Genomic DNA, 15,956 nt, shown 5'->3' with positions numbered 1-15,956 from the left:
ACTCCACAGAGTAAGGAAGTGTTCTTTGGGCCTGCGATTACTCGGCCCACCATAAAACACTTGCTATCGAGGAGGCTCAGCTCGAGCCCACGGAAAGCGTAGTGTATTTCCGAAGTGTTGGACGAATCACTAATCTAACGAACTATGGAGGAAATCAACATAACAGTTAGTGCGCACTTTATATTTTATCTGTCATAAACAACATAATTTTAGAGTATAGCTTTTTTTAATGAATCGGTTTCAGACTTGATTAACATCTGAGGTAACTATCGCACTGGAATCAGATGTTAAAAAAACCGCTAATGCAGCAATCTGCACTAGCGGTTTTTTCATTACTTAATTTCTATTATATTTTTATCATTTTCATTTACTTTACTTGTTGCTTTTACTTCTACAGTTTGCCCTTCACGTAAATTAGTAAAAATGACCGGAGTCACTGTTGAAGGTGCGTTCGCTGAAATATAATCTAGATCTACTTCCATTAATACCTGACCTTGTTTAATTTCATCGCCTTCCTCAACCTTCGCAGTAAATCCTTCACCCTTTAGCTTGACTGTATCGATACCAATATGAATTAGAATCTCCATTCCATCTTCAGCTTGGATACCAATTGCGTGCATGGTAGGGAATATATTTAAGATTTTACCATTAACAGGTGACACAACATTTCCACCATCTGGTTTAATCGCAAAACCATCACCCATCATTTTTTGTGAAAAGACTTGGTCTGGAACTTCTTCGATTGATACAACTTCACCTTTCATTGGACTAGTAAAGTCAACTGGACCATTAAAAATTGGTGCTTCTGCATCATTTGCATCTTTACTTTTTTCTTCTGCTTTACGTGGTGCTTTACCATCAATAATATCTCTGATTTGTCCTTTTAACGTATCAGATTTCGGACCGAAGATTGCTTGAATGTTGTTACCAACTTCCATTACACCTGAAGCACCTAATTTCTTAAGGCGTTTCTTATCTACAGAGCCTTTGTCATTTACAGAGACACGTAGTCTTGTAATACAAGCGTCAAGATGTGTAATATTTTCTTGTCCACCTAAACTTTCTAATACTTCATAAGGAAGATCACCTTTTATTTCTGATCCGCCCTCTTCGTCTTCTTCATCTTCTTCACGACCTGGTGTCATTAAGTTCCATCTTCTAATTGCAAACCGGAAACCGAAGTAATAAAGAAATGCGAATACGATACCAACTGGAATAACCATCCATGCATTAGTTGATAATCCCCAATATAAAATATAGTCAATGAAACCACCTGAGAATGTGAAACCTGCTTTAACATTTAACAAGTCCATTGCTACGAATGATAGACCTGCAAAGAAACAGTGAATTATGAATAGTGCTGGCGCTACAAATAGAAACGCAAATTCAATAGGTTCTGTAATACCAGTTAAAAAAGATGTAAGTGCAGCTGAAGCCATGATACCTGCAACTTTTGCTTTATTTTTAGGTTTTGCTTCATGATAAATAGCAAGTGCTGCTGCTGGTAAACCGAATAACATGAATGGGAATAAACCAGCCATAAATGTACCAGCTTCAGGGTCCCCTTCAAAGTAACGCGTCATATCACCACGTACGGTTTCACCTGCATCGTTAACAAATGTACCAAACTCATACCAGAATGGTTGATAAAAAATGTGGTGCAATCCAAACGGAATCAACGCACGTTGTACAAAACCGAAAATAAATGCCGCTACTGTTGAACCTGTTTCTGTAGCTAGTACAGAGAACCAATCAATTACATTTTGAATTGGTGGCCAAACAAAAACGAAAATCATACCTAGTAGCACACCAGTTGCCGCTGTAATAATTGGAACGAACCGTTTTCCGGCAAAGAATCCTAAAAATTGTGGTAACTCAATGTTATAAAACCGTTTATACAAGACGGATGCAACAATACCCATAATGATACCGCCAAACACACCCATTTGTAAGGTGGTTATACCTAACATTTCAACCGTGTCTGCCCCAAATGTTTCCGCCATAATACCAAGCGTTACATTCATTGTTAGGAAACCGATAACAGATGCTAAACCGGCTACACCATCTCCATCAGATAAACCAATTGCAACACCAATTGCAAACAGCAATGGTAAATTATCAAATATAATTCCACCAGCTTGCGCCATTACAGCAATATCAAAAACATTTTCATGTCCTAGACCGAGTAATAGTCCGGCTGCTGGTAATACGGATACTGGTAGCATTAATGCGCGACCAATACGTTGCAGTAAACCGAATAAATTCTTAAACATATTATTTCCTCCTAAATATTATTTAAGTGATTAAGTGAATGTCTTATGCAATCAAAAAAACCAAAAAAAGACATGAGTATAAAAAGATTTCTAAGTAACATATGGTACTTACCCATATGCTAACCTAAAAAGCTTTTTTTACTCATGCCTGATCGAGTCAGTAACACGTAATTAAATTTTATTGGTTAATCGCTGCAAATGAATGGTTAAATAGAGCGCTTCCGTTTCATCTACAGGCTTATTTAATTGCTTTTGCATCACTTTAATCAACTTCCATGAAAGATTGTAACATAAAGGATATGTTAATTTCAACATGTCTGCTAAACTTTTTTGTTCTCCTAATTTCTCACCGTGGTGGGCCCGATCAATTGCACGATGTAGGTGCTGAATTAATCTATTATAATTTACATCATTTTTTTTAATATCTACTTTTAAATTTTCTTCAATAACGTTTACCATTTTAGAAATTAACTTATGATGACGATTAATATCGTTAATTGATTTATCTGTCACAGCACTATGAATATGTAAAGCAATAAAACCTATCTCACCTTCCGGGAAATCCAGACCAGTTTTTGCCTTAACTTTTTCAACTACTTCTTTTGCTATTTGGTATTCTTTAGGGTATAAAGATTCAATTTCAAATAAAAAGGGATTTGAGAACTGAACCTTTTTAGTCACCCTATTAATTGCGAATGATAAATGATCTGTTAAAGCGACGTGTATATGTTCATTTAGTGATTGTTCCATTCGATCTTCAATGAAAATTAAAATATCATTTAAAAAGTCAATTAAATCTTTATCTATATAAGACATCAAATTAACATACTGCTCTTTTTCTTGTTTATCTTTTAATAAAAATGTTTTATCTGCTTTATCAAAGGTGACTTTGTCCCCGAATTTACGATTAAATCCGATACCCTTTCCAATTAATACAACTTCTTTATAAATTGGATGCTCTGCAATAATAACATTATTATTAAGTGCTTTTTGCACGATGAGCTCTTGTTCCATAACAATCCTCCAGCCTATACGCTTGTGAAACCTATATTATAACAACAATCGTATATGGAAACGTTCAATTTTACAAGAATAAAAAATAATAAGCTGGTTTAAAAGGCTATAACCTCTGCAAACCAGCTTATACATTGATGTAGATTCCTTTACTTGTTATTCCATTTGTCTAGCTAAAAAGCTTGCTGCTGTTTCAACAGCCTTTTGTTCAACTATCCCAATGTTATTATTTTCTTTTGACATAATCATTACACACCCTATTGGATCTCCATTTGCGATAATTGGGCTAAGTACATAAGACGAAATTTTTTCTTCATTATTTTCAATAATTTCAATATCGGATTCTTCCGCAGCAGAAATTGGCGAGCGGTCTTCCATAGCTTTTTCTATCTGCTTACCAATATTTTTACCTAAATACTCTTTTTTGGATTCGCCTGACACTGCGATAAATTCATCGCGATCACATATAAGTACCGGAGAACCTATGGAATCAAACAACGCATCTGCATATTCTTTCGCGAAATCGCCTAACTCGCTAATTGGCGAATACTTTTTTAAGATGACTTCTCCTTCACGGTCTACAAAAATCTCTAAAGGATCTCCCTCACGGATACGCAATGTTCTTCTAATTTCCTTTGGAATCACTACTCTTCCCAAATCATCAATTCGACGTACTATTCCTGTTGCTTTCATATAATGTGTAGCCTCTCTTTCTTTGATGATCTTTCTGTTATCATTTCCACATTTCCTATTTTAGAAGCAGAAATAACCAGCTGTGAGTTTAGTATGGAATTAGACTGTCATATCTATACATTTAATCAAATAAATTTTTCTATATTTACTAACGTTTCATATCCTTTAATGCAGCCACAAATTGTTCTACTAACTCGTACCTTCTTGCATGCGTTGTTTTACCCCAGTGGAATACGACTTTAAGCTTACGGTTTTCCGTACCTAACTGAACCATTCTTCCATACTGATTGGTATACTCAAACAACTTAGCCCCATCTATTTGTTGACTAGCCTCATCCTCTACTAATAACTCCATTGTTTGTTTCTTTTCACTAATTGATTCTACACGTTCTTTGAGGGCATATATTTTCAAGGAAGATACATGGAATAAATTTTCCACCTCTTCTGGATAATCACCAAACCTGTCTATAATCTCTTCTCTTAAATCGTGGATATCTTCTTGACTGGATATTGCTTGAAAACGTTTATAGATATCAATTTTTTGTTTGCCATCTTTAATATAATTTTCAGGTATATATGCATCAAGATTAAGATCTAATTGCACTTCGAACGGTTTCATTTCTTCCGTTTTTTTTCCTTCTTTACGTGCATTTATTGCTTCTGTTAACATTTGGGAATACATATCAAAACCAACAGAATCAATAAAACCATGTTGCTGAGCCCCTAATAAATTTCCTGCACCTCGTATTGATAAATCTCTCATTGCAATTTTAAAACCAGATCCTAACTCCGTAAATTCCTTAATGGCTTGCAACCTTTTTTCTGCAACTTCCGTTAACACTTTATCCTTTTGATAGGTGAAATAAGCATAAGCAATACGATTAGACCTTCCTACCCGACCACGCAATTGGTATAACTGACTAAGTCCCATCCGATCGGCATCATATACGATTAGTGTATTAACATTTGGAATATCTACGCCCGTTTCAATAATTGTTGTACTAACCAAAACATCAAACTCACCCTCTAGGAAAGAAAACATAACGTTTTCTAACTCGGATTCATTCATTTGTCCATGTGCAAATGCTACTCGAGCATCATCGACTAATGCACTTATTTCTTGAGCCATCCGTTCAATGTTATTGACTCTGTTATATAAGAAAAATACTTGTCCACCACGTGCCATTTCTCTTTCAATTGCTTCTCTTAAAAATACAGGATTATATTCTAAAACATAGGTCTGGATAGGAAACCTATTTTCAGGTGGTGTTTCGATAACAGATAAATCTCTTACACCTAGCATTGACATATGAAGCGTCCTTGGAATCGGAGTTGCTGTTAACGTTAAAACATCCACATTTGTTTTTAGTTGCTTAATTTTCTCTTTATGTTTAACTCCAAATCTTTGTTCCTCATCAACAATTAGTAGACCTATACTTTTAAACTTAACATCTTTTGATAACACTCGGTGTGTTCCTATTACAATATCAACTAAACCTTTTTCTAATCCAGCAATCGTTTCATTTTGTTGCTTCCTTGTACGAAAACGGCTAAGCAAACCGATGTTTATAGGGTAATCCTGGAATCTTTCCATTATTGTCTCATAGTGCTGTTGAGCAAGGATTGTTGTCGGGACTAAAATTGCAACCTGTTTACCTTCAGCGATTGCCTTAAAGGCAGCACGAATGGCAACTTCTGTTTTCCCATAACCAACATCCCCACAAAGAAGGCGATCCATTGGACGTATTCTTTGCATATCTTGTTTAATCTCTTCGATACATCTCAGTTGGTCTTCCGTCTCTTGATATGGAAAAGCTTCTTCAAATTCACTTTGCATTACTGTATCTTCAGAAAAAGCATGTCCTCGTGTTGCTTCTCTCTCTGCGTATAGTTCAATGAGATCATCTGCAATATCTTCAACAGTAGATTGAACTTTACTTTTAACTTTTCTCCATTCACTACCACCTAATTTATATAACTTTGGCTCTTTACCCTCTGAGCCTACATATTTTTGCACTAAGTCAATTTGATCAATAGGTACAAATAACTTATCATCACCAGAATACTTTAATAACATGAAGTCTTTATGTAGTCCGTTTACTTGTAATGTCTCTATTCCTATATACTTACCAATACCATGATTTGCATGAACAACAAAATCACCAATTTTTAATTCTTGGTAACTTTTAATTCTCTCTGCATTTGATATCTTCTGCTTACGCTTTGGTCGTGCTGTTTTCTTTTTAAATAGTTCGTTCTCCGTTAAGATAGCTAATTTGTGCATTGGTAATTCAAATCCACTGCTAATATTACCAATTAAGATCGTTGGCTTAGAAAATGGTAGCTCTGCATCACTTTCAGCTATAACAGATTCCATATCATAATCTTCTAATACCGATTGTATTTTCATTGCTCTCTTTTTATTTGGTGCAAAAACAATGACAGAATAGTCACCTTTAATCCATCTTGCCACTTCATTTTGTAGTAAATGCATTTGTCCGTGGAATTGTTGCATCGACCTACATGATAAATTCACAATGTTTTGTGGATTCGTATTAGGAATATGCCTTAAAAATACAGACAAATAGAGACGTGTTTGCTTCATTCTAGCCCACACATCATGCCAATCATATGAAATAGCTATATTCCGGACCATTTGGTTAGAAGAAAGCACGCTACTATGCCAATCTGCCTCTTCTTCATCTAATCGTCCAGCGGTTTCCTGAATTCTACTCATTTCATCTAAGATTATTAATCCATCATCAGGTAAATAATCTAATAAACTAGCAGGTTTATCATAAAAGAATAAACCATACTTATACATTTCTTGAAAACGTTCTTGTTGCTTTAACCGTTCAATATCATGCCCTATTGTTTCGGCAAGTTTTTCTTTGTCACTTGGCTTGTTGATTTTTTTTAATGAAGACGCTAGTTCTTCTTCTAAGCGCTGAGCTCCTGCTACCATATCGCTTGGTGTTAACAATAGCTCCGTTGCAGGACCCACTATAACCTGTTTCACTTTCTTAAGTGATCGTTGTGATTCAGCATCGAAGTAACGGATGGAGTCTACTTCATTATCAAACAATTCGATTCGAATTGGGTTATTTTCTGTAATAGGATATATATCAATTATTCCACCACGTAAACAAAATTCTCCTGGGTTTGATGCCATTTCTACACGTTCATAACCCATATCAATTAAAGAAGCTAGGTAATTATCTATCGATATTTCTGCACCAATCTTAAATTCTAGTTGATACATTTTCCAATAGTCGGCAGGTGGTAAAATCCGCTTGAGAGCAGAAACAGGGGCAATTAAAATACCCTTTTTTTGATCCATCCATTTCATTAATGAATCAATTCTTTGACTTCTTAATTCTGGACTTGCTATAGCCACTTCCGTTGCTACTAGTTCATTAACTGGATATAAATGAACCTCTTTTTTGTCTGAAATTTCCAATAAGTCTTCGTACAGTTGTTGTGCTTGCATTAATTGATGCGTTACTAGAAGTATTCGTTTATTTGATGATTCACTTATTAAAGATGCGAGAACACTTCTTGCAGACCCAGATAGACCAGCTACCAGTTGCTCCTTTAAACCCGAAGATACCCCACTTACAATCGAATAAATGTCATCCTGCTCTTTTAAATATTCTTTAATTCCTTGCATAATGCCTCCCCCTATACAAAAATGCCTTGGTTCAATGACCAAAGCTTTTTGTACACTCTTCTTACTGTATGAAAAAATCTAATTCATGATAATGTGGATTCTTATCTAAAGATTCCTGACAATCCTCGCAAATTACTTTAATTTGTATATCACCTTTACTATCATACTGAATCATTTCTTGCCTATCTTCATTTGATAGCTGATTCCATCCTAGTGCTTGTGTATCTATGACTTCTTGGTCTAACTGACCAACTTTATTACCACAGTGTTTACAATTGTAAACAATGGCCATTAAGAAAACCTCCTATAGAAACAAACATTTTTATTAGTTTGTACCATATAGAAGTTTTTATACTAGAAAAATTCTAGAAAATTTTCAAAATTAGAATAGCTGATAACATCTACCATTTACCTTATGTATCCATTTATAAATACTATTATTATTATATGCTTATTGGTTAAAATCATTCATGACTTCTTGGAAGGGCTTACTAAACCACGTTTCACAAGCTTCTGCAGCTCGAATAATACTTTCATTAATACTATCTTGATCTTCACTGCTAAATCTTCCTAAAACGTAATCTGAGACAGGCATTGGAATGGTAGGACGCCCGATACCTACTCTAATACGCTTAAACTCTTTAGTTCCTAAGTGTTCAATCATCGATCTAATACCGTTATGACCACCGTGCCCACCCTTTTGTCTAAGTCTAATCTTTCCTGGTGGTAAATCTAAATCGTCGTATATTACTACAACATCTTCAGCACTAATATTATAAAAATCCATAAGCGGCCGCACAGATTCCCCTGATAAGTTCATGTACGTTTGGGGTTCTAATAGAACAACTTTTTCTTGGCCAATAGTTTCTACGACAAACTTTCCATTATACTTTTTTTTATTTAATTTCACATTATTTCGTTTAGCAATTTCTTCTATTATCATGAAACCAACATTGTGTCGCGTTTTTTCATATTTCTTTCCAGGGTTGCCAAGTCCTACAATACACTTCATAATAATCTCGACTTCCTTTTCAATTTCAACTTAACTTTCATTGTACCTTAGTATCACATTAAAAATAAAGTACATGTACTAATTTATAGAGTATCTATTCTGATTTATTTTACCTAATTAAAATAAATCAGAAAAAAAGGGCATCAACGAGAGTTAACTCGGGATACCCTTTTCCCTACTTCTCTTCTTCGGATTTCTCTTCACCGACTAATTCTGGTTCTGCTTGTTCTTCATCTGCCTCTTCGTCATCTTCTTCTGTAGTACCCTTATCAGGTGTCAGAATTGTAACAATTGTTGTTTCTTCATCTTCTAGTATTTCGTAGTTTTTGCCTTCTTTTAAGTCAGCTACAGTGATACTATCTCCAATTTCTAGCTTCGAAACATCTACCTTTATTTCTTCTGGAATATCACGTGGTTTCGCTCTTACAGCAAGGTCATGTAGTGGTTGCTGCATAACGCCACCATCTTTTACTCCCTGTGCTTCTCCATCAAGGTGAATAACAACTTCTACATCCATTTCTTGTGACATGTTTACAATATAAAAGTCAGCATGCACAAGCTCGTCCTTTAATGGTTCTATTTGGTAATCATGTAGCATAACATCTACAGATTCTCCATCCAATTCTAAAGAAATAATTGCGTTTTTCCCTTCATCTCTTACAGTTTTAAGAAGTTCTAAACTATTTATAGAAATCGCTCTTGCTTCTTTTTTACTTCCATAAACAATTGCCGGTATATCTCCTGCTTGCCTTATCTTTTTCGTATATGACTTTTTTAAATCTGGTCTTTTATCTGCTTTTAATTTTACAGCCAAATTAATCACCCTCCACTTGGAATTAAACAATCTAATAATTGTTATATTTCCCGATTGTTGGTAAGTCTAAACATTAAATTTAATCAAACAAGATACTTACAGATTGTAGTTCATGTACTCTTATAATAGCTTCACTAATTAATGGTGCAACAGACAACTGAGTTATTTTATCTATTTGTTTGTCTTCTACTAGCGGAATACTATTCGTTACCACTAGTTCCTTAATTGGTGAATTATTAATTCTTTCTATAGCCGGTCCTGATAGAACTGGATGTGTACAACAAGCATACACTTCTTTTGCACCATTTTCAATTAATGCACTAGCTCCTAATGTTATTGTACCTGCCGTATCAATGATATCATCAATTAATATTGCTGTTTTTCCTTCTATCTTCCCTACAATATTCATCACTTCAGCGACATTTGGACGTGGTCTCCGCTTATCTATAATCGCAATCGGTGCTTTTAGCCGATCGGCCAATTGGCGTGCTCTTGTCACCCCACCGTGATCTGGTGAGACTACGACAATATCTTCTAGACCTTTTTGGCGCCAATACTCTGATAGGATTGGCACACCAACAAGTTGATCTACTGGGATGTCAAAAAAACCTTGAATCTGAGGAGCATGCAAGTCAAGAGAAATGACACGAGTAGCACCGGCAGTCTGTAATAAATCGGCTACAAGCTTTGCTGTAATAGGCTCACGCGCTCTTGCTTTACGATCTTGACGTGCATAACCATAATAAGGCATAACTATGTTTATTGATTTTGCAGATGCTCGTTTTAAAGCATCAATCATAATCAACAATTCCATGATATGTTGATTTACTGGGCCACACGTTGATTGGACGACATACACATCGCAACCTCGGATACTTTCTTCAATGTTTATTTGAATTTCCCCATCGCTAAAAGCAGTGACAGAGCTCTTCCCTAACTCTGTTCCTATATGTGAAGCTATTTCTTCAGCAAGATGTGGGTTCGAGTTTAGCGTAAAAACTTTCAAAGATGAATCTTTATATGCCGTTGACATCAGGTTGACCCTCCATTAATCTTTATTAATTTGACTTTTAATTTTTGAAACATACTCTTCTTTATTTTCTTGTCTAGCTCGAGCAATGGAAAGTGCATCATTTGGTACATTTTTGTTTATTGTCGAACCGGCTGCTACATAAGCCCCTTTGCCCACAGTCACTGGAGCAATTAGATTCGAATTACATCCAATAAATGCATCGTCCTCAATTTTTGTTAAGTGTTTTTTCTTACCATCATAATTCACTGTAATTGTTCCACAACCAATATTAACATTTTTTCCTACTTCTGCATCACCTATGTAACTTAAATGCGACACTTTACTGTTTGATTGTAATTTTGATTTTTTAATTTCCACAAAATTACCGATTTTCACTTCATCACCAATAGTTGCTTCTGGTCTGATATGCGCATAAGGTCCAATTTGTACCCTATCCCCAATTTCACTATTTATTGCTACACTCTGCCGTATTACAGTAGCAGTACCTATCTTGCAATCTGTGATTTCCGTGTGAGGCCCAATAACCGAGTCTGGTTTTATCATTGTATCTCCGTTAATCACACAACCTGGATGTATAACTACATCCTGTTCAATCGTAACATCAGGACCAATATAAGTATAATCAGGATCTATAATGGTAACACCGTTTTTCATATGCATTTCGTTAATTCTTTTTTTCATGTACTTTTCAGCTTGAGATAAAGCTACTCGATCATTGACACCTAATGTCTCGTCAAAGTTCTCCGTTTGAAAAGCACTTATTTTTTGATTTGATTGTTTTAATATCTCAATTACATCAGGTAAATAATATTCACCTTGCGAATTGTTATTAGATACTTGTGAAAGTGCATGAAATAATTGCTGATTATCGAAGCAGTAGGTTCCGGTATTTATTTCACTAATTAACAATTCCGCTGGATTTGCATCTTTATGTTCTACTATTCGTTCTACATCACCTTTATCATTTCTAATTACTCGACCGTAACCACTAGGATTCGGAGCATTTGCAGTAAGCACGGTTACTTTTGCTTCCTCCTTATCATGGTGATCTAATAAAGCTTCTAAAGTTTCCTTAGTTAATAAAGGAGTGTCTCCACAAACTACGATAGTAGTTCCTTCTTTACCTTGAAGGTATTCTTTAGTCTGGACAACAGCATGGCCAGTACCCAATTGTTGTTCTTGAATGACGTAGTTTGAATCATTTCCTAATTGTTCTTGCACCTTTTCCGCACCAAATCCAACAACAGTTACGATGCTTTCCAAACGTAATTCTTTTAATTGATTAACTACATGTTGTACCATTGGACGGCCCATTACTGGATGTAACACCTTATATAATTTAGATTTCATCCTTGTTCCTTGACCAGCCGCTAATACAACCGCATATCTCTTAGTCATGAATTACCCTCCGTTCGAATATATAAATAATAAAAGCATTAAAATTCATTTATTTTCTCACAATTGTACATGTACGAATATATCCTAAACACAAAGGTATTTCAACAAGGAGCACCATTACAGATTAAATTAAACCTTGATTATGTTATTGAAATATTGGGTTATTCATTAGAGTGTGTAATATATAAAAATGTAATTGTTGTACCAGAATCAAAGCAAAACCACCTCGCTCACCTTAGAGAGACAATCTTTTGAATGGCGTGCTTTGCTACACAAGAGATGATTCAAGTTGTAGGAATCGGATGTGGCTATTTCAGCAACGGCAACATGAACAGTTTAAAAAAATATATTTTTCTGTACAACAAAAAAGAAGCCTAATCATGGAAGATTAGACCTCTGCTGTCGATTTGTTTATGAAGCACCTGCTTCTTCATATTCTACTTCCATTTCTCCAGCACGATGATACTCTTCTAATACTGCATCTTGTATCTTCGATCGCGTATTAGAATTAATTGGATGTGCTATGTCTCTAAATTCCCCATCAGGGGTTCTTTTAGAAGGCATGGCAACAAATAAGCCGTTGTTACCGTCAATTACACGTATATCATGGACAACGAACTCCTGATCCAACGTAATAGAAGCAATTGCTCGCATTCTTCCTTCGGTATTAACGCGGCGTAATCTCACGTCTGTTACTTCCATTATGTCTCACCACCTTTTCCCATTTAGAACTTATTACCATAAATTCAACAAAATTATGAGAATTCCTGCTTAATTTCAAATTTTTTTTAAAAACTTGAGTTAATTAGTTGAAAAATGATCAAAAATGGTTTAATACCTTAAAAAATGGAATAAACTACATTCCTTTATTATGTATAAAGTTGCCTTTATGAACTTCAATTTGATTATTTTTAACATCTACATTTGTAATCTGAACGAGTGAAGTGTAATTATCGACAACTCGTTCTTCATCCTCATCCTCTGCCTCAGCCAATACTCCGATAGCAGCCACGTGTGCATTAAATTCCGTCAAAAGGTTTTTCATCCCATTGATAGTTCCGCCAGCTTTCATGAAGTCATCAATAATGCAGACCTTGGCACCCTCGCTTAAACTACGTTTGGATAATACCATTGTTTGTATTTTTCTTGATGATCCAGATACATAGTTAATACTAACTGTAGACCCTTCAGTTACTTTAGGATCCCTACGCACGATTACAACCGGGACATTTAGAAAAGAAGCAACCGCATAAGCTATCGGAATCCCCTTTGTCGCAACAGTCACAACTGCATCAATCTCCAAATCTGAAAATTCCGTTGCAAATATTCTACCAATATTCCGAACAGTACTTGGGTCACCTAAAATATCGCTCATAAATAAATATCCTCCAGGAAGTAACCTTGAAGGGTCTTCTAATCGTTCACATAGCTCATCTACAAATATTTCACTATTATTGCTTGAAAATTGAGGAATATACCTTACGCCACCCGCTGCACCTGATATAGACTGTAAATAACCTATACCTTCTTGTTGAAACCTTTTGTTAACAATTGCTAAATCCTCACTAACAGAAGATTTAGCGGCTTTATATTCATTTGAAAAAAAAGGCAAGGACACTAATTCCATTGGGTGTTCAACCAAATAATGAGTCATTGCTACTAACCGATCGCTTCTTTTCATCTCAACACCCCAAAAAACCGAATAATTTTAATTAAACATAACATTTTATACGTGTTTAATCAAGGGATTGGTGGTATCCTAACATTCTCACAACATATACCTCGTCACAAAACCCTCTTAAACTGTTGTATATTCGATCAGCCCGACTTTCCTGTTTCACTAATGAAAAAACAGTAGGACCACTACCACTCATTAAAACAGCGTCTGCACCTGATAGAGACATCTGTGTTTTTATTTGCTGTACTTCAGGATAGCTTGGTAATGTTACATCTTCTAAAACATTACCTAATCTATTACACATCCCATCATAATCTCCTAACATTACCGACCGAACCATGCCTTCGGTATCTGGATGTGCGATACTATCGAGATTTAACTGCTGATAAACACTTTTAGTAGAAACACCCATCGTGGGTTTCGCTAATACAACCCAACACGCCGGTGGTGCAGGCAGTTCTGTTATCACTTCTCCTCGCCCACGGGCAATTGCTGTTGTATTATGGACACAAAAGGATACATCAGAACCTATTTTAGCTCCTAGTTTGGCCAATTCCCTCGTTGATAAACCTAAAGACCATAATCTATTCAAACCTCTTAACGTTGCCGCTGCATCGCTACTTCCACCAGCTAAGCCAGCCGCTACTGGGATTAACTTTTCAATTTTAATATTTACCCCTCTTCGTATTCCGTAACTATCTTTAAGTAATTTTGCTGCACGATAAGCTAAATTTCGCTCATCATTAGGAACGAAACGGTTTTCTGACTCAATCTTTATTCTGTTTTCGTTAATTTCTGTAATTTCCAAACGATCTGCTAAATCAACTGTAGTCATAACCATTTCAATTTCGTGAAAATTATCCGCCCGTTTATATAATACATCTAAAGATAAATTTATTTTTGCTGGTGCTTTTTCTAACACATACATTCCTAAGTCCACCTACTCTATTGTTATTCATTTAATTTTTACCTTATCATAAAACAGGAAATCCGCAACTACATAATCAAACAACTAGAAATATACGTAAGACACCTTTTCTTTTGAAATTATTTTATCTTATTTTAAGAACTCAGACGGGTTAGACGGATTAGATTATAAGAAAAGCTCGGGCACCTTGCTCACCCCCGACACGCTTTAGAGCTCGAGGACATAGTCACTGGAGGTTAAATATCTAATTTTTTTAAACAAAGGGACAAATCCTAATTAGGATTTGTCCCCCTTCATTTGTAGTTCTGCTATCTCGATTGCACGCTTAACCATGTTTCCTGCATCACGTGCTCTAATGCCGCCCCATCCCTCTTGTTGCACAGTGTCGTAAAAGCCTAACTCTTTCGCTATTTCTTCTTTCAATTGATCCGACATAATCCCGCGTCGTCTACTCATGAAAGTAACAGCTCCTTTCTAATAAAAGCTATCTACGACATTTTTATTCTCAACACATTTAGCATTTTTTACCCTTATTAAAACTTACCATTTATGGTATTCTACTTCACGCGCGGTAGGCAGCTGGATCAGCTATTTCCGCATGTTATCCACAATGTAGCAAATATTAATTTTCTAGACAACAAAAAAAGCAGCAAACTAAGTTTACTGCTCTCCAAGAATTACTGCGCTCATATCATCAATGAAGTTTAACTCAACAGTCTCTGTCAAAACATCCGCATAACTATAAGAAACACGTTCAAACGCATTTTCTTGTTGATCCAACTCTACAATAAAAACAGAAGGATACGTTTCAGCTAAAGTTCCATAACGCTCAACAGTCTTTCGTCTTCCGCCATTGGCTCTCAGCTTCAAGCGTTTGCCGATCTGTCCATCAAGACCTTGTTTGATTTCAACTAATGTTTTTGCCAATACACTCCACCTCACTCTATATTCACTATACCATAAGCTTGTTTTAGAGTCAAACAAAATATTATATTATAACAGTATAGCATTTTTGATGTCAACAAAAAAAAGCGATTTGAACTTCATTAATGATTATTTTCTCTAAAATAAATGAAATTATGTACACTTTTTGAATTATTAGAAAAAAATTACTCTATTTGCTTCTTAACTCATATAGTTTTCGCCTGACTTTTTTGTTACTGTCATGTCGCATTTGATATAAAGTCCGCAATAACTTTATCGTAACCTCCTTGCATTCTTTTTAAGATGAGTGGTTAATCTAGCGCTACGGAAAAATACTCCCTTTCCGGGGGGCAGCACCTTAGCCTCCTCGGTCACACACAACGTTCCCTGTGGGGTCTTCGGAAGCTGCTCTTCCCCCAGGAGTGTCGCATTTTTCCTTCGCTCGGTGAATTTTTCTTTCTTTCGAGTGAAAATAGTCCAATAAATATAAATAACATCTATCTCTAGATTAAGAGAACT

15 protein-coding genes are annotated in these 15,956 nt (G+C 35.6%); all 15 read right to left on the bottom strand.

Annotation, left to right across the window (positions count from 1 at the left end; genetic code table 11):
* Positions 1-332: 332 nt before the first annotated feature.
* Complete coding sequence (gene ptsG / locus QQS35_RS08475) at positions 333-2,273, bottom strand: glucose-specific PTS transporter subunit IIBC (protein ID WP_285931534.1); 1,941 nt, start codon at positions 2,271-2,273, stop codon at positions 333-335.
* A 171-nt stretch (positions 2,274-2,444) separates the two neighbouring features.
* Positions 2,445-3,287, bottom strand: coding sequence for a glucose PTS transporter transcription antiterminator GlcT (gene glcT / locus QQS35_RS08470; protein WP_285931533.1), 843 nt, complete (start codon positions 3,285-3,287; stop codon positions 2,445-2,447).
* A 156-nt stretch (positions 3,288-3,443) separates the two neighbouring features.
* On the bottom strand, positions 3,444-3,980 hold the full coding sequence (gene spoVT, locus QQS35_RS08465; protein WP_285931532.1) for a stage V sporulation protein T: 537 nt from the start codon (positions 3,978-3,980) through the stop codon (positions 3,444-3,446).
* Between the two features lie 148 nt (positions 3,981-4,128).
* Complete coding sequence (gene mfd, locus QQS35_RS08460) at positions 4,129-7,650, bottom strand: transcription-repair coupling factor (RefSeq protein WP_285931531.1); 3,522 nt, start codon at positions 7,648-7,650, stop codon at positions 4,129-4,131.
* 61 nt (positions 7,651-7,711) lie between these two features.
* Entirely contained in the window at positions 7,712-7,942 is a 231-nt protein-coding gene (locus QQS35_RS08455; protein WP_285931530.1) for an anti-sigma-F factor Fin family protein, read from the bottom strand.
* Between the two features lie 159 nt (positions 7,943-8,101).
* On the bottom strand, positions 8,102-8,662 hold the full coding sequence (gene pth / locus QQS35_RS08450) for an aminoacyl-tRNA hydrolase (protein WP_285931529.1): 561 nt from the start codon (positions 8,660-8,662) through the stop codon (positions 8,102-8,104).
* Positions 8,663-8,837: 175 nt separating this feature from the next.
* Entirely contained in the window at positions 8,838-9,476 is a 639-nt protein-coding gene (locus QQS35_RS08445; RefSeq protein ID WP_285931527.1) for a 50S ribosomal protein L25/general stress protein Ctc, read from the bottom strand.
* Positions 9,477-9,555: 79 nt separating this feature from the next.
* Entirely contained in the window at positions 9,556-10,509 is a 954-nt protein-coding gene (locus QQS35_RS08440) for a ribose-phosphate diphosphokinase (protein ID WP_285931526.1), read from the bottom strand.
* 15 nt (positions 10,510-10,524) lie between these two features.
* On the bottom strand, positions 10,525-11,907 hold the full coding sequence (glmU, locus tag QQS35_RS08435; protein WP_285931525.1) for a bifunctional UDP-N-acetylglucosamine diphosphorylase/glucosamine-1-phosphate N-acetyltransferase GlmU: 1,383 nt from the start codon (positions 11,905-11,907) through the stop codon (positions 10,525-10,527).
* Between the two features lie 411 nt (positions 11,908-12,318).
* Entirely contained in the window at positions 12,319-12,609 is a 291-nt protein-coding gene (spoVG, locus tag QQS35_RS08430; RefSeq protein ID WP_285931522.1) for a septation regulator SpoVG, read from the bottom strand.
* A 154-nt stretch (positions 12,610-12,763) separates the two neighbouring features.
* Positions 12,764-13,588, bottom strand: coding sequence for a pur operon repressor (gene purR / locus QQS35_RS08425; protein ID WP_285931520.1), 825 nt, complete (start codon positions 13,586-13,588; stop codon positions 12,764-12,766).
* A gap of 55 nt (positions 13,589-13,643) precedes the next feature.
* A complete protein-coding gene (ispE, locus tag QQS35_RS08420; RefSeq protein ID WP_285931518.1) occupies positions 13,644-14,513 on the bottom strand; it encodes a 4-(cytidine 5'-diphospho)-2-C-methyl-D-erythritol kinase in 870 nt (289 codons plus the stop codon).
* 276 nt (positions 14,514-14,789) lie between these two features.
* Entirely contained in the window at positions 14,790-14,969 is a 180-nt protein-coding gene (locus QQS35_RS08415) for a small, acid-soluble spore protein, alpha/beta type (RefSeq protein WP_285931517.1), read from the bottom strand.
* Between the two features lie 204 nt (positions 14,970-15,173).
* Complete coding sequence (gene veg / locus QQS35_RS08410) at positions 15,174-15,440, bottom strand: biofilm formation stimulator Veg (protein ID WP_285931516.1); 267 nt, start codon at positions 15,438-15,440, stop codon at positions 15,174-15,176.
* Positions 15,441-15,710: 270 nt separating this feature from the next.
* Positions 15,711-15,956 (bottom strand): hypothetical protein (locus tag QQS35_RS08405; protein ID WP_285931515.1); only part of this gene is annotated, 246 nt, incomplete at its 5' end.

This window comes from Aquibacillus rhizosphaerae (assembly GCF_030282825.1).
GTDB classification, from domain to species: Bacteria; Bacillota; Bacilli; order Bacillales; family Amphibacillaceae; genus Aquibacillus_C; species Aquibacillus_C rhizosphaerae.
The sequence above is the reverse complement of the archived record's forward strand: the minus strand, read 5'-3'. Positions and strand labels throughout refer to the sequence as shown.